Origin of the sequence: Euzebya tangerina (assembly GCF_003074135.1) — a bacterium.
Classification (GTDB): domain Bacteria; phylum Actinomycetota; class Nitriliruptoria; order Euzebyales; family Euzebyaceae; genus Euzebya; species Euzebya tangerina.
The window spans coordinates 2,504,811-2,528,072 of the sequence record NZ_PPDK01000001.1 but is presented as its reverse complement, the minus strand read 5'-3'; the positions used below and the strand labels follow the sequence as shown (position 1 = coordinate 2,528,072).

The window sequence follows — 23,262 nt, the reverse complement described above, 5'->3', positions numbered from 1 at the left end:
ACTCGGGGGTCAGCCCAGGCGCCCCAGGTGGTGCAGCACCAGTGCAGCTCCAACCACCCCTGCGGTCTCCGTTCGCAGGATGCCCTGCCCCAGCGCCACGGGGTGGAGGCCGCTGTCCGCGACCTCGGCCTGCTCCCAGCCGCCCTCGGGGCCGACGGCGATCACGATCTGCTCCACGCCGTCCAGCTCGTCAAGGGCCTCGGACAGCGGCGTCGTGGCCTGCTCCCAGAGCACCACACCTGACACGTCCCGCACCGGCCAGGGTGTGATCGTCTCGACCTGCAGCAGCCGTGCCCGTCGCGACTGCTGGGCGGCCGCCACCGCCAGGGCATCCCAGCGCTCGCGCGCCTTCTCCGCTTTCGCGCCCTTGAGCTGCTTGACACTGCGAGCCGAGTGGACCGGGACGAGCCGGTCGACGCCGACCTCACTGAGCCGGGTGACCACCTCCTCCATCTTCCGGCCCTTCGGCATGGACTGGATCACGGTGACTGCTGGTGTGGCCGGGGGGATGTCGACGTGTTCGTCCAGACCGACCACCACGCCGTCGGTCAAGAGGTCCTGCACGCGGCCCTGCCACACAGCGCCGGAGTTGTCCGCCAGGCTGAGCGGCTCTCCCGTCCGGACCCGGAGGACGGCCCGGAGGTGATGGCCTGCATCACCGCGGATCAGCACCTCATCCCGATCCTCACCAACCTGCGGGACGAAGACGTGATGGCCATGTGTGGGCAGGCCGGGCCTCGCCGACACAGCGATCAGCCGGTGAAGGCGTCTCGGAGTCGGCCGAACAGGCCCTTGCCGCCCGATCCGCTCATCACCGTCTCGCCCCGCTTGTCGGCCAAGGCCTTCAGAACCTCACGGTCGCTGTCGTCCAGGTCTCGGGGGGTCTCGATCCGGCAGTGCACGTGGAGGTTGCCCTTCTGGTGGCCGTCCATCCCGAGCCGCGGCATCCCCTCCCGTCGCAGGGTGATGACGTCCCCGAACTGGGTCCCCTCCGGCACGGAGACCTTCGTCTCGCCGTACAGCGTCGGCAGCTTCAGCTCCGTTCCGAGCGCTGCCGGGATCATGCCGATCCGCAGCTCGCAGTGCAGGTCGTCGCCGTCCCGGGTGAAGATCTCGTGCGGCCGCACGTTCACGCGGACGTACAGGTCGCCGGCGGGGCCTCCTTGGCGGCCGGCCTCGCCACGGCCCGAGAGCCGGACGCGTCGACCGTCGTCGATCCCGATCGGCACGGGGATGGTCAACGTCTCGGTCTCGCGTGTCCGTCCCTCACCGCGACAGGTCCGACACGGATCGGCGACGATCCGGCCGCTGCCCTCGCACTCCGGGCAGGCGGTCTGGGTCAGCATCTGACCGAAGATCCCGTTGCGGACCCGCTGGACGGCCCCCTGACCGTTGCAGGTCGAGCAGGTGATGGGGCCCGATCCGTCGGCAGCCCCGGACCCTGAGCAGGTCGAGCAGGTGCGGTCGAGGGTGACGTCCACGTCCTTCTCCACACCGGTGGCTGCCTCCTCCAGGGTCACGGTGACGTCGACGATGGCGTCCCGACCTGCGTTGGTCGGTTGACCACGACGTGAGGTCCCGCCCATCCCTCCACCGAAGAAGGAGTTGATGAGGTCGCCCAGGTCGCCGAAGCCGGCGAACGGGTCCCCGCCGCCCATGCCACCGCCGGGCCCGCGTGGATCGCCGAAGCGGTCGTAGTTGGCGCGGGCCTGTGGGTTCTTGAGCACCTCGTAGGCCGCGGTCAGCTCCTTGAAGTGCTCCTCGTCCCCACCCTGGTCAGGGTGCAGCTCACGGGCCTTCTGCCGATAGGCCTTCTTGATGTCGGCGTCCGACGCCTCCTTGGACACCCCAAGGACTTCATAGAGGTCACGCACGGTGGGCATTCGAGTTAGGTCCTGCTTCGGTGGACGGGTGGGCAGAGGTCTGGCTCGCAGCGGTCGTGGGCGACGGCGAGGAGGTGCCGGTCATGCCGGCGATGGCCCGTTCAAGTGTGTCGGCCACGGCCCGAACTGCACCCAGGGTCGCGCGGTAGTCCATACGTGACGGGCCGAGCACCCCGACCTGTCCCGCAGAGTCGGACGGCGTGTCGTAGGAGGTGGCCACGATGGCGCACGCCTGGAGCTCGCTCAGGGACAGCTCAGCGCCGATGCGCACCCCCGGATCGGTGTCGGCCAACGCGTCCTTGAGGACCTGCATGACCACGACTTGCTCCTCGAGGGTCTCATAGACCTGCCGGACCTCCTCGATGCCGGCGAACTGGCCCTCACCCGCGAGGGTCGAGCTGCCACCGACGTAGAGTCCGGTCGAACGGGTCTCGGGGTCGGCGATGCCGGAGCGGACGGCGTCGGCGGTCCGCTCGATCAGCTCGGTCAGCTCGCTGGGGGCGCCGGCGGACAGCCCCGCGATCGCGTCGGGGGCCTCGAGGCCCCGGAGGCCCGCGGCGGCGCCGTTGACGGCGTGCCGGACACGATGGACGTCCACCTCGGGGACCGGTTCGGCCAGCTCGACCATTCGCTTGGACACTCGACCGGTGTCGGCGATCGAGACCACCAGGACCGTGGCAGGGCTGAGCTGCACCAACTCGATGTGCTTCAGACGTGACTGGTCCAGTTGCGGTGCGGCCACAAGTCCGGCGTACCGGGTCAGGCGCGACAGCGCGGTCGTGGCCCGGCGGAGCAGGTCCTCGAGGTCGGTCGCGCCGTCCATGAGGTCGTCCAGGACCGCGATCTGCTCGCCGCTGACGTCCGGGTCGTCGCTGACCTGCCCGCGGAGGGCATCGACGAAGTAGCGGTAGCCCTTGTCGGTGGGCACGCGTCCAGCTGAGGTGTGCGGGTGCATGATGTACCCGGCGTCCTCCAGCACCACCATGTCGTTGCGCACCGTCGCCGCTGAGACGCCGAGGCCGGCCTCGTCGACGACGCGCTTGGACCCCACCGGTTCGCCCTCGCGGACGTAGGCCCGCACGACGGCCAGGAGGACCGCAGACTTGCGGTCATCCAACTCCGGAGGGGGGCCTGGCTGGCCTGTCGTTCCGACTGCCATCACCCTCCAATCCTGCCACTGCCTGCACATCCGACCGTATAGGGCCGGGTTTGCCAGCGCTGGATTCGTCACGATCGGGGGCTAACCCCCGCATATGCCGGTTTCTGCACGATCGTGTCGAATGACCGGACCAAGCGAGGCCGAAGCCCGACGGGCTAGGCCAACTGGCGCACGATCCGGTCGGTCAGCGGCCTCCCCGTCGGGGTGACCGCGACCCACCCATGGTCGGCCCGGACCAGGCCCCGCTCGATCAGCGTCCCGAGCACCGTGGAGTCCAACGGTTCGACAGCAGCCCGGGGCACCCCCTCGACCAGTCGGAGGCCCATCATCAGCCGCTCCAGGCGGACCTGATCGGCGTCGGGCCACTCCTCTCCACCGAGGGGTTCGGCACCGGCTCCGACCAGCCGGGCATACCTCGACGGGTCCCGGACCAGCCAGTATCGCCGGCCCTGCCACGAGCCGTGCGCGCCCGAGCCGAAGGCCAGCCACTCCCCGCCCCGCCAGTAGGTGAGGTTGTGCCGGCTCTCGTGGCCCGGGACCGCCCAGTTGGAGACCTCATAGCGGGACAGGCCCGCCGTCGACAGCGTCTCCTCCGCCATCTGCATCCTGGCCGCCTGAACATCCTCGTCGGGCTCCAGCGCCGGTTGGCGGCGGACCCGGCTGGCATAGGGCGTGTTCGGCTCCACCGTCAGCGCGTAGGCGGACACGTGGGTCACCCCGAGGTCCACCACACGCTGGAGGCTGCGCTGCCACGATCCGTCGGACTCCCCCGGCGTGCCGTAGATCAGGTCGAGGCTCAGGCGGCTGATGCCGGCTTCGGTCAGCCGACCGGTGGCGGTCTCGACCGAGGCCGGGTCGTGCCAGCGGCCCAGGGTGGTCAGGACCCGGTCGTCGAAGGACTGGGCGCCCAAGCTCACGCGGGTGACGCCGCCGGCGGCCAGCGCTTGTGCCATCTCGGCGGAGATGGTCTCGGGGTTGGCCTCGACGGTGATCTCGGCGTCTGCGTCCAGCGGGAGCGCCTCGGCCACGGCGGCCAGGACCCGGGAGAGGTCGGCCGGGGGGAGGTAGGTCGGCGTGCCACCGCCGATGAAGACCGAGTCCAGCGCGACATCGTCGTCACGATCGTGCCAAAACCCGCCCAGGTGGGGGTTAGGCCCCGATCGTGCAGAAACCGGCCCACCCCCGAACCGCTCGATATGGGCCACCAGGGCGTCCACGTACGCGGGGATGTCCTCGTCCCGGTCGGCGAACGTCGTGAAGTCGCAGTAGTCGCAGCGCCGGAGGCAGAACGGGATGTGGACGTAGACCCCGCGGCCCCGTTCGAGCCCTTCCACGGCGGCTGCTAGCTGTCGCCGATGGAGAGGGCGGCGACGAAGGCCTCCTGGGGGATCTCGACGGTCCCGATGTTCTTCATCTTCTTCTTGCCCTCCTTCTGCTTCTCCAGCAGCTTGCGCTTCCGGCTGACGTCCCCGCCGTAGCACTTCGCCAGCACGTCCTTGCGACGGGCCTTCACCGTCTCACGGCTGATGATCTTCGAGCCGATCGCCGCCTGGATCGGCACGTCGAACATCTGGCGGGGGATCAGCTCCTTGAGCTTGCCGACCATGGCCTTGCCGTACTCGTAGGACTTGTCGCGGTGGACGATCGAGCTGAAGGCGTCCACCGGGTCACCGTTGAGCAGCACATCGACCTTGACGAGGTCCGCGGTCTGGGAGTCCGCGGGCTCGTAGTCCAGCGAGGCGTACCCGCGGGTTGAGGACTTCAGCCGGTCGAAGAAGTCGAACACGATCTCGGCCAGCGGCATGTTGTAGCGGAGCTCCACCCGCTCCTCGGTCAGGTAGTCCATCTTGAGCATCGTCCCCCGTCGCTTCTCGCACAGCTGCATGACCGCCCCGACGTACTCGCTCGGGGTGTAGATCATCGCGTCGACGGTGGGCTCGTCGATGTGCTCGATCTGATTGGGCTGCGGCAGCTCGGCCGGGTTCGACACGCGCTGGGTCTCGCCGCCGACCAGGTGCACCTGATAGGCCACGTTCGGCGCGGTCGTGACCAGCGGGATGTTGAACTCGCGGTCCAGCCGCTCGGAGATGATCTCCATGTGGAGGAGGCCGAGGAAGCCGGCGCGGAACCCGAATCCCAGGGCGACGGAGGTCTCCGGCTCGAAGGTGAAGCTCGCGTCGTTGAGCTGCAGCTTGTCCAGTGCGTCCCGCAGGTCGGGAAAGTCGCCGGAGTCGACCGGGTACAGCCCGCTGAACACCATCGGCGTGGGTTCCCGGTACCCGGGGAGCGGCTCGGGCGCCGCCTGCTTGCCGCCCAGCGTGATCGTGTCACCGACCTTGGCCTCGCCCACGCCTTTGATCGCGGCCGTGAGGTATCCGACCTCGCCCGGCCCGAGCTCCTCGATGGGCTTGGCTTCCGGTGAGGTGACCCCCAACTCGTCGATGGTCCCCTCGAAGCCCGTGGCCATCATCTGGATGTCGGCGCCCGGGCGCAGACGACCCTGCATGACACGGGCGTAGACGATCACCCCACGGTAGGCGTCGAAGATGGAGTCGAAGATCAGCGCCTTGGTTGGGGCGTCCGCGTCGCCGGTCGGCGGCGGGACCCGCTCGACGACCCGGTCGAGGACCGCGGGCACACCATCGCCGGTCTTGGCGCTGACCTTGAGGATGTCGTCGGGCTCGCCGCCGAGGAGCGAACAGATCTCGGCCGCAACCGCCTCGGGACGGGCCGCCGGCAGGTCGATCTTGTTCAGGACGGGGATGACCTCGAGGCCGGCGTCGATGGCCAGGTAGAGGTTGGCGATCGTCTGGGCTTCCATGCCCTGGGCGGCGTCGACCAGCAGGATCGCGCCCTCGCAGGCGTTCATGGCCCGCGACACCTCGTAGGAGAAGTCCACGTGGCCGGGGGTGTCGATGAGGTTGAGGAGGTGCTCCCCCTCCGGCGTCCGGTAGGGCATGCGGACGGCCTGGGCCTTGATGGTGATGCCGCGTTCGCGCTCGATGTCCATCTTGTCGAGGTACTGGTCGCGCATCTGGCGCGCGTCCACCAGTTCGGTGACCTGCAGCATCCGGTCCGCCAAGGTCGACTTCCCGTGGTCGACGTGGGCGATGATCGCGAAGTTCCGGATGCGGTCGAGGGGGTAGGTCATCTGGCTGCCGAGGGTAGCTGTGCCCGCGGAGACGACGCGGCTCTTGACTGGCTGGACCTGTCGGCCCCAGGCGCCACTGCTACCCTCGTGTGCCCGCGAGTGGTGGCCCCTGCAAGTACACGTCCGCCCCGCAATCCAGACTCCCCCACTCGGCCGCGTCCGGCCGCGAACCCAACCAAGGTGCAGCAATGGCGAACATCCAGAGCCAGATCAAGCGCATCCGGCAGGACGAGGTCCGCCGCATGCGGAACAAGGACTCCAAGACCGAACTGAAGACCTACATCAAGCGCTTCGAGAGCGCCGTCGATGATGGTGACAAGGACGCGGCCACCAGCGCGTACCGAGAGGCCGCCCAGAAGCTCGACAAGGCGACCACCAAGGGCATCGTCAAGAAGAACACCGCCGCGAACAAGAAGTCGCGGATGGCCGCACGGCTGAACGCTCTCTAGAGCGCTCAGCCAGGGGCCGGTGCCGGCGGCTGTCAGCCGTCGGCCAGCAGCGCCGCCTCCACGGCTTCGCTGACGGCCGCAGTGCCGCCGAGGATCCGGATACGAGCCGGGGACAGCGCCGTCAGCACGTCGGTCACCTCCGGCGGCACGCCATCGGTCTGGACCAGCAGCAGCACCCCGTCGGTGATGACGGCGACCGGAACCGCGGCGAGGGCGTCTGCGAACTCGCCCCCGGTCGCGAGATAGGCGACGTCCGCCGAACCGATCTCTGCTGCCGCCAGCGCGGCGGTCTCGAAGCGAGTTGCACCGGCGATTCGTCGGGGATCGAATCCGATCGTCGCTGCGACCTCGCCGAGCGTGTCGTCGCTGACCGCAGCCGTGCCGCCCATCACGACGACGTCGTCGGGCGCCAAGCGGTCCAGCTCGGCCGTGGTCTCGGCCGGAACACCATCGGGGCGGACCAGCAGGACAGGGCCTGCCTGGCGGCCAGCGAGGACCCCACCGGACAGGGCGTCGGGGAACACCTCACCGGTGGCGATCACAACCGGCGCGCCTGTGTCGGCGAAGCGGGCCGAGACGGCCGCCGCGGTCCCGTAGCGGGTCGGACCAGCCAATCGCTCTACCGCGGCAACGGCCTCCGCCGCGGTTTCGACGGCCTGACCGACGGCAGCGGTCCCGCCGACGATGATGATCTCCTCGGGGTCCAGTCGCTCCATTTCGGCGAGCACCGCTCCTGGCAGTTCAGCACCGGGGGTGAGCAGAACCGGTCCGTCGGCCAGGCCAGCCAACGGCCCGGCGGTCAGCGCGTCGGGGAAGTTCTCCGCGGTTGCGAGCACGACGGTGTCCGCGCCGTCGGGGAAGGCGTCCTGCGACAGGGCGATGGCCGTGGCGATCCGTTCGGGACCGGCGATCCGGTCCACGACGACGTCCTCGCCAGGGTCGGTGGGATCCCCCGGATCGCCCGGGTCGCCGGGATCACCCGGATCGCCGGGGTCACCCGGATCGCCGGGGTCACCCGGGTCACCGGGGTCACCCGGGTCGCCCGGGCCCGGAGACGGGACGAACGGCTCGCCCAGGTCCTCTGTCGTCAGCGGGCCTTCGGTGGTCCACAACATCCAGTCGGCCAGGTCCTTGTACAGCCCCTTGACGTGATCGCGGAACAGCACATCGGTGCCGGTGAGCACCACTCTCGCCTCACCGGGCAGCTGGCCGCTGACCGTCAGTGGCAGGCCGACGTAGTCAGCCTGCGGATAGACGTCGGTCTGCGCCCAGTGACCAGCCCGCAGCGCGCCACCGGTCGTGGTGCCCTCGGCGAGCGTCTGCTGGGCCGCGAACCCGGCCGGCAGATCCTCGAAGAACGTAGGGCCGTAGACGAAGGTCACGTCATCAGCGGGTCGCGCCGGCATGACCGTGGAGGCAGGGTCCTGCGTGACGTTGACGGTCCCGTTCGTGGCGAAGCTGACCGGGCTGTCGGTGGGCACCTCGTAGCCGGCGTTGGCCAGGGTCTCGCCAGCGTCGCCGACGCCGACGATGCCGCCACCGTCCTCCAGCCACGCCACGAGGTTGGTGTCCCCGGTGGTGTCGACACCCCCGACGGCGCCGAACAGGTACATCACGTCGATGTCGTCCAGGCTCGTGTCGGGGTTGGTCCCGTTGATGACCGTCTCGTCGATCTCGACGAGGTCGAAGCCGAGGACATCCGCGATCACGTACTCGTCGGTGTCGAAGGTGAAGGTCCCGACCGTCAACGCCTCCAACTCGGTCCGCTCAGCTGGCAACTCGGCCACCGGCTCGAACGTCACGTCGGTCTCGGCGGCAATCGCGATCAGGTCGTCCCGCGCCGCAGGCGAGACCAGGATCGTCCCGTCGGCAGCGCGCTGGACCGCCACCCCGTCGTCCAGCAAGTCGTTCAGGATCCGGATGTCAGCGGCGTCGCGGATCTGGAAGGTGTACGCAGCTGCCTCGCCCGGTTCGACGCTGCCGATCTCGGGCGTATCGCCCACGGGGTCGCCGATGTCGCTCAACGGGTCGGACTCGATGACGTCGACCGTGGCGCCCCACAGGTCGCTGTGGCTCCATCCCGAGATGTCGTACATCCGGATGATCCCGCGGGGGGTGATGTCCTGTCCCGCGTCGAGCATCGTCTGAGCCACGGCGCGCTTGGCCTGAGCCATGGGCACCACCCAACTCCCGGCCGGGTAGCTGGTGCCGCCGATGGTCGTCTCGGCTGGCAGGCTGGTGACCTCGACGTCCTGATCGAGCAGGGCATCGACCAGACGGGTTGCCGCGGCCTCGCTCTCCTGCCCCTCCCCCACGGGGATGACGTAGGCGTCGGGGTACTCGGTCTCCCAGAGGTCCACCTCGTCGAAGCCCGGGAAGGTCCCGAGCAGGCTGTCGTTGGTCTGCTCGGCAGCCGTGACACCACGGAGATGCCACTCGAGTTGGTTGGCCAGCATCTCGTCACGAGCCGTCATGCCGTGCATGATGGTCCCGTCGATCGAGGCTCGGGCGAACTCGACGTTGGTCGCCACACGGGCCGCGCGCTCCTCCGGCGTGAGGCTGGATGAGCGAGGGCTGAGCGGGATCTCGATGGTGTGGCCGCTGCCGCCGTGGTAGATCGCATACATCGCCGTGAAGATCGGTGGCCAGTCGTCCCAGCCCTGCTCGTCGTCGCGGTAGGGCAGGTAGGTGCCCGTCTCGCCGGTGTTGTCGAGCACGGTCGAGCGGCGGAAGGCCTCGGCCTCCATCGTCTCGGCGTTGGCGAGGGCGTTGGGCAGGTACAGGTCGTACTCGTAGGCGAAGTTGTGCGGTGGGGTGCACGGCTCGATGAGCCCGCCGGGGCCGACGTAGCCGTGGATGTCCAGGAACAGCAGCGGCAGAGTCTCGGTGATGGCCTGTTGGATGACCCGTGTCTCGGGCTGGCTCGCCGTGATGTGGTCGCGGTTCAGGTCGAATCCGTTGGCGTTGCGGCGTTCGCCCGCCACCCGGCCGTCAGGGTTCGTGGTCGGCAGGATCGTGATGATGAAGTCGTCGAGGACCTGCTCGATGGTGGGCAGCTGGTCGATCTCGTCGGCGTCGAGACCATCGTGGTTCTGCACGATCGGTGCATCAGCAGGCGCGGTCGCCACGTAGTCGATGAAGTCGAGGGTTGCATCCAGACCCTCGTACTCGTTGCCGTGGATGTTGGCGATCAGGGTTATGTGGGGGCGGTACTCGTCGTACCCCCCGCTGGCGAGGAGGCTCTCGGCCTCGGTCGGGTCCTCGATCAGCAGGTCCTCGAGCGCCTCGTTGGCCGCCGCCTCCTCCGCCGACCAGGGCGCGGTGATGTCGACCACGGGAACCTCACGGCCAGACGCACTCTCGCCCGCGACGGCGACCGAGACGCGGTCAGACGTTGCTGCGCTGCACAACCGCGGTGCGACGCTCTCGTAGGGCACCACACCGATGAAGAACGACGCGTCATCGGGGTCGGGGGGGAAGAAGCTGAGCGGGCACGGGTCGGCCTCGGCCTGGGACAGCGTCCCCGCCGGCGGTTCGGCCAGTGGGCGGGCGAAGAGTTCGGGGGACGGCGCGTCGGCCGCCCGATCAGCGACATCGGGGACCTCATCGGCCCGCACCGACTCGAGCTCCGGGTTGCGCCGGTCGCTGTCGAAGTCGGGTTCCGCGGGCTGGGCACCCGCCACCGCTGGCAGCAGCGTGAGGACGAGGGCGAGCAGGAGCAGGCGGGCAAGTGATCTCTTCACGGCGGTCTCCAAGCGGCGGCTCAGATCGGGCAGGGCCTTGGCATGACTGTCTTGCGAGCCGTCACTCTAGGGATCTCCGGCCCGTCGACGCAATCTCAGCGCCCGGCCCGGCCGTCGGTTCCCTAGCCGAGCCGACCGAGGGACCGCAACCCTCGGTCGAGGGCGACGAGCGCGGCCTGATGCCCGGCCATGCCGTGAACCCCACCCCCGGGCCAGGCCGATGAGGACCCGATGAACAGCCGCGGGTCGGGCGTCGTGTAGGGGGAGCGCTGCAGTCGGGGTCGGGCCACCAGCTGCCGTCCGGTCATGGCTCCACCGCCGATGTCGCCGCCGACGAGGTTGCTGTTCCACGCCTCCATGGCGACCGTGTTGGTGGCGTGTCGCGTGATGATGGTGTCCTTGAAGCCGGGGGCGAAGCGCTCGATCTGGTCTTCGATGGCGGTGGTCATGTCCACCGTCGAGCCGTTGGGGACGTGGCAGTAGACCCAGCAGGTGTGCTTGCCCGCCGGAGCGCGTGTGGGATCGAACGGTGTGTGCTGGGCGAGGATCAAGAACGGCCGCTCCGCGTGTTGGCCCCGGCCTGCAGCCGCCTCGGACGCTGCCACCTCCTCCAGGGACCCGCCGACGTGCACGGTGCCTGCCTGTCCCAGATCCGGGTTGGTCCAGGGGATCGGATCCGACAGGGCGTAGTCCAGCTTGAACACGGCGGTGCCGTAGCGGAATCGGGCCAGTGCTGCCCGGTATCGCGGTGGGAAGTGGGTGCCGGTGATCCGAAGGACCTGCACCGGCGTCAGGTCGAAGATGACCGTGTCGGCATCGGACACGTCAGCCATCGAGCGGACCGGGGAGTTCGTGAGGACGCGACCGCCAAGCCCCTCCAGAACGCTGACCAGCGCGGTGGCCAGCGCACCGGCGCCGCCCCGGGGAAACGGCCACCCAGCGACATGGGGCATGGCGCTGAACAGCAGTCCGAAGGCGGCCGTGAAGGGTCGGTTCAGCGGCATGACCGCGTGTGCCGCGTGACCGGCGAACAGGGCTCGAGCAGCCTCATCGGCAAAGACCCGGGGGGCGAGGACCTGCGCCGGGAGCATGGCCTTGAGGCCGAACTGGGCAGTGAAGACCGGATGTGGTGGTATCCGGAGGGGCGGGGTGAAGATGAGGTCCAGCAACCGGTCGTACCCGTCGATCAGGGGGCGGGCCAGCTTGCGGTAGGCCGGCCCATCCCGACCCAGTCCCGCGGCCGTGCGATCGAGGTCGTTCCAGGCGACGGCCGCTCGGCCGTCATCGAGGGCATGACCAACGGCGGCCGGAGGGGTGATCCAGGTAAGCCCGTGGGCTGCCAGGTCGAGTCGTGAGAAGAACGGTGACGCCTTCGCCAGCGGATGGATCGCGCTGCCCAGGTCGTTGATGTAGCCCGGCCCGACCAGCGGGGCGGACCGGGTGGCCCCGCCCGGCTCGGCGGCCGCTTCGAGGACGGTGACGTCACAGCCGGCCTCCGCCAACGTGATCGCCGCGGCAAGCCCGTTGGGGCCCGATCCGACCACGATGGCGCGCACGGCTCAGCGGAGGATGGCGCGGTCGGGATCCGGAACCGGCAGGTGATCGGTGCTGGCGACGCCGAGAACCGCCCGCTCGATCGCGAGCTCAGCGTCGAGATCACCGGACTTGATCTCGAGGTCACAGGCGGCGAGGTGCTGCATGGCCGCGGTCAGCTCCCCCGGCCCGAACCGGCTGCGGACCGACTGCAGCCGTTGGATCTGGGGGCGTGAGAGGCTGAGGCCCACCTCCTTGCCCGGAAGCCCGGCAGCGACGGCGATGAGTTGGCGCATCTTGTAGGTGAGTGCCCCCAGGATCATCACCGGATGATCGCCGGCTTCCAAGCAGCCGCGCAGCAGGGTGAGCGCCTCTGCGGGCTGGCGGGCACACATGGCGTCGGCGACGGCGAAGCCGCCGCGGGAGCCGTGCCCCACCACGACCCTCTCCACCGCCTCGCGGGTGATGGGGTGATCGGGCGGTCCGGTCGTGGCGGCTTGGGCCGCCTTCTCGGCGATCCCGTTCACGCTCAGGCCCGCGGCATCGAGGATCGCGTCGACCGCGCCCTCGTCCGCCGTCCGGCCGAGCCGCCGGAACTCGTCGAGGACCAGGCGCCGCCAGGCGGACTCCTCCCACTCCTTCGGGGGGGCGGTGTCCACCCGGCCGCCGACGGCCTTGACCGCCTTGGCCAGCCCCAGGATGGGTTTGGTCCCCGAGGACAGCAGGACGATGGTCGCCGACGCGGTGCCGTTCTCGATCTCCCGCTGCAGCGCCCGTCCCGCCACCTTCGGCAACAGCTGGGCGTCACGGACGACGTAGGCACGCGGAACCGCGAACAGGGAAGCCGTTCGGAGGTCGGGCAGGTTGTCCTCGCCGAGGTCGCTACCGCGAACTTCGGTGACGTCCAACTCGCCACCAGCCTCGTCCTGCAATTCTGCCAGCAACTGGTCGGCAGCCCGCCGAACCAGAAGATGTTCCGGACCGGTGAAGAGGTAGGCGGGGGGACGGGGCATCGGTTCTGGGCAGTGTAGGCAGGCACGACGACATCACCAGCAGCTGTGCCCCGATGTCGACAGATCCGTCGGGATGATCGACCATGAGGCCGGCCCGACCCACCAAGGAGACTCATCTGTGACCCCGACCTCGACCACCGTGATGGCCCTTCACTGGCAGCACAACGTCATTCACCCAGACGGCGTGTTTGGTCCGATGTTGGCCGAACCCGTGGCGTCGTCCGGCGTCGTGGAGCGCAGTCGCGCGTTTCACGATGCGGCCCGCGACCTCGGCGTCCCGATCGTGTTCACGCGCTTCACCATTCCGTCGGACGGCGGTGGTCTGGTGCGGAACACGGACTTCATGCGGATGGTCGATGACGCCGCGGAGTCGTTTCGCCCCGACAGCTGGGGAGCGGCACTGGTCGATGGCATCGGTGTGAGGCCCGATGACGTCGTGAGCGACAACCAGCGGCTGTCCGGCCTGGCCGAGACGGACCTCCCGGAACGTCTTCGACGGCGTGGGGTCGACACCCTGCTGATCACCGGTGTCGCCACCAACCTGACGGTCGAACAGACAGCTCGACATGCAACCGATCTGGGCTTCATGGCCCACGTGATCAGCGACTGTGTGGCCGCGGCCGACGAAGCCACCCATGACGCGTCGTTGGCCAACCTCTCCCTCACGACCAACGGGGTCATGACGGCCGAGGCGGCCCTGTCGCATCTGGCCACCCCTTCCCGTTCGTGACGGATGTGCCCGGCGTCCGGGCGGCGGCGGATCTCGGTCTGCCGGTCGAGGTCACGGACGTCGGCCCCTCGAGTTCCATGGAAGAACACGAGGCGAAGCTCGGCGTCCCGACGGGAACGCTCTGCAAGACATTGGTCGTGCGACAGGCCGAGGACAGCTACGTGTTCGTCGTGGTCTCGGGCGGCCGCCGGATGGCATGGGCGAAGCTGCGGCACGAGCTCGGGGTGAAGCGGGCGTCGATGACCAGACGCGATGAGGTCGAGGCCGTGACCGGCTACGCGCCCGGGACCGTGACCGTGCTGGGTGCGGCACAGGAACTGCCCGTGCTCATCGATCGCGTTGCCGCGGATCACGCGCAGATCGCCATCGGATCGGGCTCTCCCGGCGTCTCGCTGATCGTCCGGACCGATGCGTTCATCAGCGCCGTGGGCGCCTCAGTCGTGGACGTGACCGAGTCAGAAGCGTCGTAACGCTTCGTCACTGCTCTTGAGGTCCCAGCGGCACGACGATGTCTCCGTCCTGATCGGTGCGCCGAACCTCTGCGCGGCTGAGTTGGGCGAGCACAGCCGGATGTGGGTGCCCGAACGAGTTGTCGCGACCGGCGCTGATGATCGCGACGTCGGGCGAGGTGGCGGCAAGGAATGCCGGGTCTGACGTGTTACCGCCGTGATGGGGGACGACCATGACGTCGACGTCCAGGACATCGGGTTCGACCCGGTCGAGGAGCACCTGCTGAGCCACCACCTCAGCATCCCCGGGCAACAGCACCGCAGGGGTCCCAGCGTCGCCGTCGATGCGGAGCACCAGCGAGTTGTCGTTTCGTTGCGTGCCGAGCCCCGTCGCTGGCGGTGAGAGCACCTCGACGCCGAAGCGCCCATGGGTGAAGACATCCGAGGCGTGGACGCGGTGGACGGGCACCTCGTGTTCTGTCGCGGCGGCGAGGAGACGGTCCGCGTCCTCCGCTCTGGGCCCGACGGTCAGGCTGCCGACCGGCATGGCGTCCAACACCGCGGGCAGCCCGCCGACGTGGTCGGAGTCGGCGTGCGTGGCCACGACCCGCGACAGCCGGGCCACCCCGCGTCGTCGGAGCAGGTCGACCACACGGGCCTCCTCCGCTCCGCCGTCGACCAGCATCCAGCCCGCCTCCGGGTCACCCAGCAGGATGGCATCGCCCTGTCCGACGTCGAGAGCCACCAGGACGGGCTGCGACGGAAGACCGGATCCGCGCAGCGGGAGTGCGGCCGCGACGACCACCACAACGGTCGCCGTGGCGAGCGCCCCGAGGTGCATCGCGCCGCGACCTGCCGTGGCCGAGTGGTCTCGGCGTCCGATCACCCGACGAACCCGCACCACGCCGGTCGCAACCATCACGCCCGCGACGAGCATGACCGACATCTCCCGGCCGGCGGGAGAGGCGAACCACTCGGCCGCCCACAGCACGAGCCAGAGGGCCGGGCGAGCAGCGTGCGCGACCACGCGACCGGCGCCGATGTCGACCGAGGCGACCACGGCCACGCCGCCACCGACCAGGCCGCCGACCGCCGCTGCCGGGACCGCGATCAGGTTGGCGAAGAGCGCAGCCGGATGCAGTGACGAGCCGATGGCGAGGAGCAGCGGCGCAACGGCCGTCTGGGCGCCGACCGTGGCCCCGATCAGCAGGCCGACCGACCGCGGGATGACCTCCGGCAACCACTCGGCGACACGGGTGCCGATGATCAGAACGCCGCCGGTGGCGGTCATGGACAGCGCAAAGCCCAGCCGGCCGGCGAGGAGCGGGTCGACCAGCAAGGCCACCGTCCCGGCCACGGCGAGGACGTTCACCGGATCACGCGCCCGTCCGACGATCAGGGCGACCAGGACGAGGGTGGCCATGAGCGCGGCACGGACGACACTCGGCTCCGCCCGCACGACCAGCACCAGCCACCAGACCGCGGCGAGGCAAGCCCACCAGGCCAGCCGACGACTGCCGCCCAGGCCGAGGATGACGGCAGCAACGGCGCCGACAACGAGGGCGACATTGGAGCCCGAGACCGCAACCAGATGGCGCAGGCCACTGCGGTCGACGTTGCTCGCGACGGTCTCCGGCTGGCCACGCAGCTCCCCCGTCGTGAGTCCGGTCAGCAGCGAGGCCGGGGCCGGCGAGAGGGCTGCGTGCGCAGCTTCCGCAGTGCGTCGTCGGACGTGGTTGGCCCCGCGCCACAGGATGGTCGGGTCGCCACGCACTCGCGCCTCGACGACGTCGAGTTCCGTTCCGATGCCCAGGCTGCGCAGCCACGCGCGCGACCCCGGGTCCGGTTCCCGGAGGAGTCCGGTGATCACCAGCCGGTGGCCGACCTCCACGTCCCCGAGCCCCGCTGAGGAGGCCATCAGCACCCGTTCCCGCGTCGCGACCCGGGCATCGTGTGGCCGTAGGCCGAGGTGCGGGCGGGCCTGGACCGGCTCGAGCCAGACCAGGCGGGCCGGGACGCGGTGGTCCCTCGATGCCCCCCCGATCGGGTCGCCGACCACGAGCAGTTCGGCCCGAACGGTGACGCCATGCTCGCCACCACTGGTGGCCACGCGCACCGCAGGTCCTCCAACCACCCACGCCGTTCGGACGGCAGCACCCGCCGTCGCCACGGCACCCACCGCCAACGCCAGCAGGGCGATCCGGCTGAAGCGGCGACCCACCGACCTGCCCGACTCCCCGCTGCGGATTGGCTCCTCCGCCGGCGCCCGACCGCGGCGCACCGCCCCCACCAACACGATGACCAGGGTCAGCACGGCGAACCACGCCGTGGCGACGAGCAGACGCCGGCCGCTCTCGACGGTGAGTGCCCGACCCAGTCGCAGTCCGGCGAGTGACCCCAGCCAGGCCGCTGCCAGAGTCGTGGCGGCGACGGCCTGGTTCACGGCCCGATCCGGACGACACGTTGCAGCTCGGCCAGTCGTGCGGGGCCGATTCCTGGCACCTCCAGGAGTTGGGTGACATCCACGAACCCACCGATCTGCTCGCGATGCGCGACGATTCGACCGGCCGTCACCGGTCCGATGCCCGGCAGCGCCTCGAGCTCTGCTGGGTCGGCCCGGTTGAGGTCCAGCGGCATCGCCTCCGGCGTCCCTGACGGGCCACTGCCGTCCGTGGTTGACGGACCGGCCTCGCGCGGGGGCTCCTCCCCCGGTTCGGGGACGTGGATCTGCTCGCCGTCGGACATGACGCGGGCGAGGTTGAGCTCCGCCAGGTCGGCACGGCTGGTCGGACCGCCAGCGGCCGCGATGGCGTCGTCGACGCGTGCCCCCTCCGTCAGGTGGACGAGCCCGGGGTTGACCACCTGGCCAGACACGTACACCACAACCGGCGCGGGCCGGACCCCGCTCGGGCTCGGCTGTGCGGCTGGCGGCGCCGGTGCCAGCGAGTGACCCCCCGCGGCCCCACCCGGAGATTCCGTGGTCGTCGTGGGGTTAACTGGCGTGGTTGTCTCAGGCGCCCCCGACAACTCGACCGCTTCTGGCCCAGGTCGGCCGCCCACGACGAGCGTGAGCACCACGGCACCCAACAGCAACACCAAGACGGCCGCCACTTCGGGAACAGTGACGCCAAGCTCGCTCAGGCGCGAGCGAGTTCTGTCGAGCGGTTCTGACACCTATAGGAGAGTGCCGAACCGAGCGGAGCTCCCGAGAAGAATCCGGGCAGGGCTGTGGACAACCCCGGTCGTGGCGCTACAGGAGCTTCTTGGCCTGTGCCACCCACTCCTCGCGCCGGATCCGGCCGGCCACTCCGCCGATCCGTTCCTGCAACGCGTCGACCTCGGCGTCGTCCAGGGCCGCCAGCTGGGCGAAGGTGGTGATGCCCTCCTCGTTCAGGGTCTCCTCGAGCTTGGGACCGACTCCACTGATCTGCTTCAGGTCGTCAGCTGGTCCATCCGGGGCAGAGCTGAAGGGTCGGTGGGGCGGCTGCGGCAGTGGCTTCTGACCGCCCTCGCTGACCGTCGGCAACTCGTCGGTGTCGAGCTCAGCCGGTCGGATGCTCTGCCGGGGAGCGGGGCCGTCTGCCGCGGTCTCGGAGGCGTCGTCGGCCAGGGATTCTGGCTCCTCCATCGCAGCCGTGCCCGTCTCGGATTCGCTGGCGGGGTCCATGAACGGTTCCGAGGGACGCAGGTGCCGACCGCCGGCAGGGTCCAGCGGCGGCGTCTCGTTCTTCCGCTGCCAGAACACGACACCTCCGGCAGCAGCCACGGCGAGGAGCAACAGCTTGAGCAGACGATTTCGCATCGGCAGAACCGTACTCCACGAGTCCGGAGCGTGGTCAAATGTCGCCCATGCCGACCTCCCTGCCCGACAACTGGTGGGCCACCGCCGTCATCTACCAGTTGTACGTCCGGTCCTTCGCCGACGACGACGGTGACGGCAAGGGTGATCTGGCCGGCATCCGTCACCGACTCGACCACATCGCCGAGCTCGGGGTCGACGCGATCTGGCTGAACCCCTGCTACCCATCCCCCCAACGCGATCATGGCTACGACGTGGCGGACTACTTCGGCATCGAGCCCGACTACGGCGACCTCGAGGAATTCGACCGACTGGTCGCGGATGCCGCTGCTCGCGGCATCCGGATCGTGATGGACGTCGTGCCCAACCACTGTTCATCCGAGCACCCGTGGTTCGTGGCCGCCGTCGAGGCGGGGCGGGGGTCGGCCGAGCGGGAGCGCTTCTGGTTCCGCGATGGCCGGGGTCCCGACGGGAGCGAGCCACCGAACAACTGGCAGGCAATCTTCGGGGGGTCGGCCTGGACCCGGGTCCTCGAGCCGGATGGGTCACCGGGGCAGTGGTATCTGGGGGTCTTCACCCCGCACCAACCGGACTTCAACTGGAACAACCCCGAGGTGGCCGACCACTTCGACGAGATGCTCGGCTTCTGGTTCGACCGGGGAGTCGAGGGCTTCCGAGCGGATGCCGTCACGGTGCTCGGGAAGGTGGACGGACTGCCAGATAGCGACGAGCCCCCGGAGTGGGGCCGGCCCGACCCCTTGTTCCTGTACCACGAGGACGGCCACCGGGCGTGGGAGCGGTGGCGTCGCACCGTTGATGACTACAACCTGCAGCACCCCGAACGGGATGTCTTCCTCATCGCCGAGGCGTACACGCCCGAGCGGCCAGATGTCTTCGCCACCTACGTCAGCCCGAGCGAGTTCCACCAGAGCTTCTACTTCGACCTGCTGCTCTCACCGTGGCAGGCAGGCGCGTACCGGGACGCGATCACGGCGGTCCTCGACCTGCTGCTGCCCCGCGGACTTGCGCCGGCGTGGACGCTGAACAACCACGATGCGGAGCGGTCGGTAACGCGGTTCGGCCGTGCAGACGCGACGGCGGACAGGGACATCACCCAGGGCAATCTGGTCTACCGCGACGGCCATGTGGACGTCGGCTTGGGGCAGCACCGAGCCACGGCGGCCGCGATGATGATCCTTGCGCTGCCAGGTTCGGTGTATCTCTACATGGGTGAGGAGTTGGGGCTGCCGGAGGTGCTCGACCTGCCGGACGACGTCCGCGAGGACCCCGTCTTCCTCTCGACCGACGGGGAACGTCGAGGTCGTGACGGGTGCCGTGTGCCGCTGCCGTGGACCGTCTCGGCGGAGGGTTCCCATGGCTTCTCCCCTGCCGGATCCGACGATCCGTGGTTGCCGCAGCCGGACGGGTGGGGCCAGTTCAGCGCGGAGGCCGACGGGCCGGTGCACCAGGCCTACCGTCGTGCTCTGGAGGTTCGGCGCGCCAGCCCGGATGTGCGGTCGGGGGTCTTCAGGTGGGTGGAGGCGGGTGGAGACACGGTGGCGTTCGAGCGGGGCGGGCTGGTGGTCGTGCTCAACATGGGCGAGGAGTCCATGACGCTTGAGGAGGGGATGGTGGCTGGACGACGGACGGTCCTCTCCTCGGCGCTCGACCCCTCCCCCTCCGAAGAGTCGTCAGACCAGACCGTGATGGTCCCAGGGAACACCTGCGTCTGGCTCGCCGGACCGTAACCCTCCCCACGCCGAGGCAACCTTCCCCAAGCCAACCGTCCCCAAGCCATGGCAACCTTCCCCACGATGTGACCAGACCGGCCCCACCCACCGACTTGAACGACCAACAGAATCAGCTTGGCCTACGTGGCCTTGAACGCCCCCGAGCGGACCGGGGGAAGCGTGGAGCTGAGGGGAATCGAACCCCTGACCTCTTCGATGCCATCGAAGCACTCTACCAATTGAGCTACAGCCCCAGAGAGCCGCGGAGTGTATCAGCCTTCCACGGCGATGGCCGGGTCCGCGAAGGGGGTCCGTGGCGCGTCCGCCCAGAGCCGCTCCAGCCCGTAGAGTTCACGCTGCTCGGTCGTGAACGCATGGAGGACGAAGTCCCCGAAGTCCCGAACCAGCCAGCCGGCCTCGGCCGTCCCCTCCCGCCCCAGCGGCTTGCGACCATGGGTCTCCAGCAGCTTCGCCTCGACCTCGTCGACGGCCGCAGACAACTGTCGCTCGTTGCTGGCGGACATGAGCAGGAAGAAGTCCGTGATGCCGAGCAGCGGCCCGACATCGAGGATCGCCACGTCTGTCGCGTTCTTGCTGCTCGCAGCCGCCGCTCCGGTCAGGACCTGCTCGCGGATGGTGTCCAGGTCGATGGTCGTGGTGGGGGCGTGCTCTGTGATCAGCGTCTTCGTCCTTGGCTGTCGGTCAGCGATCAGGGCCTATCAGGATTGCGGGCCCGGCTGAAGATCAGTCGGGGCGGCAGGACTTCCCAGGAAGTCATCCCCGACAACAACGGTCAGATCGACCACGCTTTGGGGCTGCCGACTGATCAAGATCGTACCGACGCCCAGAGACTCGCGCACCTGGCGGGCCGTCGCCATCAGCTCCGGATCCTCGTCGTAGACGACGATCTGGGTCTCGGTGAAGTCGAAGGTCCGGGCGTTCTCGGTCCGGACGATCCGGAGATCAAGCCCTCGCAGGCGCCCGTCGACCTGCTGGCCGATCCCAGGAACCCCGACGCCGTTGAGCACCTGGATCGCGACAGGTCCGTCACCGGCACCGTCGGGGACGGCTCCGGCGAAGTGGGTGGCCACCAGGTCGGCGACCTCGTCCTCCCGGATCTGATAGCTGGCCCCGAAGGTCTCGTCGGTGGACCCGAAGGGCTCGACGGGCAGCAACTGCACGGCCAGTCGGTTCTCACGAGCCGCGACCGCCGCGGTCTCGATCACGGTGCGCAGGACGGCTGAGTCCAGCCGGGTGCTGAGCTCGCGCGGAGTGGTGCTGAAGAGCTCCTCCACCAGGTCGTCCTCAGCCAGCGCTGCCAGGCTTGCCTCCAGGGCTCGCTGCTGGCGGGGGAAGGTGTCGAGCTCGCTCTCACCACGCTGTTCGAACGCCCAGTACTCGGCCAGACGGAGACCGTTCAGGAACTGCGTGCCCGACTCGAACGCAACGGTTCCGGTCCCGTCGGCAGCTCGCGCGACCAGCCGGCTGGGGATCTCGATCTCCGCTCCCCCGGCCCGCTGCAGCAGTGAACCGAGGTCGTTGCGGTCGACCGTGACCGTCCCGTCGATCTGGATCCCGATCGCGTTCTCGATGGTCGCCGCGGCGAGATCCGCCCCGCCGTACTGCTGTGCCAGGCCGATGCGGTCCAAGCCGACGCCTGGCACCTCGGCGAGGGTGGTCGTGGGGATGAACGTGGCGCTCGCGCTGCCATCGGCTCCGGACGCCAGCAGGGTCAGGCCGGCCGCCCCTGGGGTGCCGTCCTCGGTCCTGATGAGTGCGATGACGGTCTGCTCGATGACGGGCGCGGCAGCGGCCTCGGACTCGGCCGCCTCGGGGTCGGCTTCGACGTCGGTCAACAGGGCGACGAGCCCGACGATGACCAGACTGGCCAACCCGACCGCGATCAGGGTGTAGCCGAGGCTGCGGAGGAGGCGCCGGACGGCGGCCGCGAGACGGGCTCCGACGTCTCGCAACGCCTCACGGACGGCCGGGCGCGGCGTCGGGCTGTCCTCGACCTCGGACGGCTCGACCTCACCCGGCCGGATGTCTGGATCGTCGAGGAGGGCGCGACCGGTCCCCGGTCCGTCCTGACGCCGCTGACCAGCCGCTCGCTGCCGGGGACCCTCCCGCCGTTCGGGCCGCCGTTCAGCAGGCCGCCCACGTCCTGGCTGACGTGTGGCGGGCTGTGGTGTCGCACCTTCGGCCGGACGGGTTCCGCGCCGATTCGATTGTCGCGTCGTCGGCGTCGGTCTGCGCTGCTGCCCTCCCGCTGGTCGTGGCGTGCCGCCACGGTCTGAGCGGCGACCATCGGCAGGCCGGACACGAGTGGGGTCCGCCGTCCGTCTGGACGCCTGCGTCGGTCCATCGCCGTGCTGCGGCGATGTCGTCCGCTGACGCTGTCCGGCGGCCTCCTCCTGCTTCTGCGGCGTGCGGCTCGGGGGCGACGTCGCCGGCCGTTGCCGTCGTTCAGGCGGCCGTCGTCGACGGAAGAGGCTGCGGAGCGAGAAGCGCGACCTGCGGCGCTGCTTGGCGACGTAGGCCGTGCGACGACCGCTGCGACGCTGTCGCGTGCGGGGCTGCCGACGGCCTTCGTCCTCGCGAGGCTGCGGCGCGACCGTGGATGACTCCTGATGGCGACGACGCGGTGGGGTGTCGATGTCCTCCGACGGCGCTGAGCGGGCGGCGGGTCGGGCGCCGGCCGTCGGCTGACCTGTAGCCGGGCGCCGCTTCGCCGCGGCGGGCTGTCCCGGTCGTCGCGGGGGGCGCTGGGGAGGCGTTCGCCTGGGCAGTGGCTCTGGCTTGCCGGCTGCCGTGGCCGCGGTTCGCCGGGCCGTCCGAGTCGGCAGCGGCCCGGTGTCCACGGTCGAGGCTTCGCGTTCGGCGACGCGCTGCTGCACGGTGGCTCGCCCCTGCGGGCCCAGCTGGATCGGTTCGAGCTCCTCGGTGTCGTCGCTAGCCACCGACGGCCACCTCCTGCAGGTGCTCGCCGGGTCGCGCCGCCGCCGCTGCGTACAGGGCGTGCTTCCTGGCGAACTGCTCGACGGAGTCCGGGATCAGGTAGCGCACGGCAGCATCCGCAGCGAAGCGCGCCCTGATGTCGCTCGAGGAGATGGCGAGGGCCGGGATGTCGAGCACCGTGACGTGCTCCCGGAGCCCCTGCCGCTCCAAAGAGGACAGGTCATGGCCAGGACGGGTGGCGGCGACGAACGTCGCCAACTGGAGGGCCTCCTCCGCGTCCTTCCAGGTCAGGATGTTCAGTATCGCATCGGCCCCGGTGATGAAGAACAGCGTGGTACCGGGGCGCTCGTCCCGGACTGCTCGAAGCGTGTCGACGGTGTAGGTCGGGCCGTCCCGGTCGACCTCGAGCCGGCTGACGCTGAAGGCCGGGTTGGCCGCCGTTGCCAGCACGGTCATCAGATAGCGCTGCTCGGCTGGGGAGACATCCCGGTCCGTCTTCTGCCACGGATCACCTGCGGGCACGAAGACGACCTCGTCCAGGCCGACATCCACGCGCGCCGTCTCGGCGGCCACCAGATGCCCCATATGGATCGGGTCGAAGGTGCCGCCCATGATGCCGAGCCGGCGGGCCATAGAGATCAGAGTCTAGGGGCGAAGCAGGTCAG

The 23,262-nt window shown here is 69.7% G+C and carries 18 protein-coding genes and 1 tRNA gene; 4 read left to right on the top strand and 15 right to left on the bottom strand.

Translation table 11 applies throughout. The annotated features are described in order from the left end of the window. Nucleotides 1–9: 9 nt before the first annotated feature. The 5 genes from C1746_RS11670 to lepA all read right to left on the bottom strand — a co-directional run bounded on the left by C1746_RS11670 (nucleotide 10) and on the right by lepA (nucleotide 6,193). Nucleotides 10–747: an RsmE family RNA methyltransferase gene (locus C1746_RS11670; RefSeq protein ID WP_162867662.1), complete on the bottom strand. Its 738-nt coding sequence runs from the start codon at nucleotides 745–747 to the stop codon at nucleotides 10–12. Nucleotides 748–752: 5 nt separating this feature from the next. Continuing rightward, complete coding sequence (gene dnaJ, locus C1746_RS11665; protein ID WP_116714742.1) at nucleotides 753–1,883, bottom strand: molecular chaperone DnaJ; 1,131 nt, start codon at nucleotides 1,881–1,883, stop codon at nucleotides 753–755. Continuing rightward, nucleotides 1,867–3,042, bottom strand: a complete 1,176-nt coding sequence (gene hrcA / locus C1746_RS11660) for a heat-inducible transcriptional repressor HrcA (protein ID WP_162867661.1) — start codon at nucleotides 3,040–3,042, stop codon at nucleotides 1,867–1,869. Before hrcA ends, dnaJ begins: the two co-directional genes overlap by 17 nt. Nucleotides 3,043–3,197: 155 nt before the next feature. Further along, nucleotides 3,198–4,376, bottom strand: a complete 1,179-nt coding sequence (gene hemW, locus C1746_RS11655; protein ID WP_116714740.1) for a radical SAM family heme chaperone HemW — start codon at nucleotides 4,374–4,376, stop codon at nucleotides 3,198–3,200. Nucleotides 4,377–4,384: 8 nt separating this feature from the next. Next, nucleotides 4,385–6,193 (bottom strand): translation elongation factor 4, encoded by a 1,809-nt coding sequence (gene lepA, locus C1746_RS11650; RefSeq protein WP_116714739.1) that lies wholly within the window; start codon nucleotides 6,191–6,193, stop codon nucleotides 4,385–4,387. Between the two features lie 188 nt (nucleotides 6,194–6,381). On the opposite strand from lepA, the gene rpsT reads away from it, so the two are divergent. Then, complete coding sequence (gene rpsT / locus C1746_RS11645; RefSeq protein WP_116714738.1) at nucleotides 6,382–6,642, top strand: 30S ribosomal protein S20; 261 nt, start codon at nucleotides 6,382–6,384, stop codon at nucleotides 6,640–6,642. A gap of 32 nt (nucleotides 6,643–6,674) precedes the next feature. On the opposite strand, the gene C1746_RS11640 is transcribed toward rpsT, so the two are convergent. The 3 genes from C1746_RS11640 to holA form a co-directional block, all read right to left on the bottom strand. Next, nucleotides 6,675–10,385, bottom strand: a complete 3,711-nt coding sequence (locus C1746_RS11640; RefSeq protein ID WP_162867660.1) for a cell wall-binding repeat-containing protein — start codon at nucleotides 10,383–10,385, stop codon at nucleotides 6,675–6,677. Between the two features lie 122 nt (nucleotides 10,386–10,507). Next, nucleotides 10,508–11,941, bottom strand: coding sequence for a phytoene desaturase family protein (locus tag C1746_RS11635; protein ID WP_116714736.1), 1,434 nt, complete (start codon nucleotides 11,939–11,941; stop codon nucleotides 10,508–10,510). Between the two features lie 3 nt (nucleotides 11,942–11,944). Then, complete coding sequence (gene holA / locus C1746_RS11630) at nucleotides 11,945–12,931, bottom strand: DNA polymerase III subunit delta (RefSeq protein WP_116714735.1); 987 nt, start codon at nucleotides 12,929–12,931, stop codon at nucleotides 11,945–11,947. A gap of 73 nt (nucleotides 12,932–13,004) precedes the next feature. Here holA and C1746_RS11625 point away from each other — a divergent pair, with 73 nt between their 5' ends. Further along, nucleotides 13,005–13,661, top strand: a complete 657-nt coding sequence (locus C1746_RS11625) for a cysteine hydrolase family protein (RefSeq protein WP_116714734.1) — start codon at nucleotides 13,005–13,007, stop codon at nucleotides 13,659–13,661. Then, entirely contained in the window at nucleotides 13,658–14,131 is a 474-nt protein-coding gene (locus tag C1746_RS11620; protein ID WP_116714733.1) for an aminoacyl-tRNA deacylase, read from the top strand. The genes C1746_RS11625 and C1746_RS11620 overlap by 4 nt, the downstream gene beginning before the upstream one ends. A gap of 7 nt (nucleotides 14,132–14,138) precedes the next feature. Here the strand turns inward: C1746_RS11620 and C1746_RS11615 are convergent, their stop codons facing one another. The 3 genes from C1746_RS11615 to C1746_RS11605 form a co-directional block, all read right to left on the bottom strand. Then, the gene (locus C1746_RS11615; protein WP_116714732.1) at nucleotides 14,139–16,553 is read right to left on the bottom strand and encodes a ComEC/Rec2 family competence protein; all 2,415 of its coding nucleotides are present in this window, start codon (nucleotides 16,551–16,553) and stop codon (nucleotides 14,139–14,141) included. After that, nucleotides 16,550–16,984: a ComEA family DNA-binding protein gene (locus C1746_RS22050; RefSeq protein WP_162867659.1), complete on the bottom strand. Its 435-nt coding sequence runs from the start codon at nucleotides 16,982–16,984 to the stop codon at nucleotides 16,550–16,552. Before C1746_RS22050 ends, C1746_RS11615 begins: the two co-directional genes overlap by 4 nt. A 376-nt stretch (nucleotides 16,985–17,360) precedes the next feature. Beyond that, on the bottom strand, nucleotides 17,361–17,912 hold the full coding sequence (locus tag C1746_RS11605) for a helix-hairpin-helix domain-containing protein (protein WP_116714730.1): 552 nt from the start codon (nucleotides 17,910–17,912) through the stop codon (nucleotides 17,361–17,363). Nucleotides 17,913–17,959: 47 nt separating this feature from the next. Here C1746_RS11605 and C1746_RS11600 point away from each other — a divergent pair, with 47 nt between their 5' ends. Next, nucleotides 17,960–19,657 (top strand): alpha-amylase family glycosyl hydrolase, encoded by a 1,698-nt coding sequence (locus C1746_RS11600; protein WP_162867658.1) that lies wholly within the window; start codon nucleotides 17,960–17,962, stop codon nucleotides 19,655–19,657. Nucleotides 19,658–19,820: 163 nt separating this feature from the next. On the opposite strand, the gene C1746_RS11595 is transcribed toward C1746_RS11600, so the two are convergent. The 4 genes from C1746_RS11595 to nadD form a co-directional block, all read right to left on the bottom strand. Continuing rightward, a tRNA-Ala gene (locus C1746_RS11595) sits at nucleotides 19,821–19,893 on the bottom strand. A gap of 18 nt (nucleotides 19,894–19,911) precedes the next feature. Then, nucleotides 19,912–20,259 (bottom strand): ribosome silencing factor, encoded by a 348-nt coding sequence (gene rsfS / locus C1746_RS11590; RefSeq protein ID WP_276309991.1) that lies wholly within the window; start codon nucleotides 20,257–20,259, stop codon nucleotides 19,912–19,914. A gap of 99 nt (nucleotides 20,260–20,358) precedes the next feature. Further along, nucleotides 20,359–22,599: an LCP family protein gene (locus C1746_RS11585; protein ID WP_116714727.1), complete on the bottom strand. Its 2,241-nt coding sequence runs from the start codon at nucleotides 22,597–22,599 to the stop codon at nucleotides 20,359–20,361. Then, a complete protein-coding gene (gene nadD, locus C1746_RS11580) occupies nucleotides 22,592–23,230 on the bottom strand; it encodes a nicotinate-nucleotide adenylyltransferase (RefSeq protein WP_116714726.1) in 639 nt (212 codons plus the stop codon). The genes C1746_RS11585 and nadD overlap by 8 nt, the downstream gene beginning before the upstream one ends. Nucleotides 23,231–23,262 lie beyond the last annotated feature (32 nt).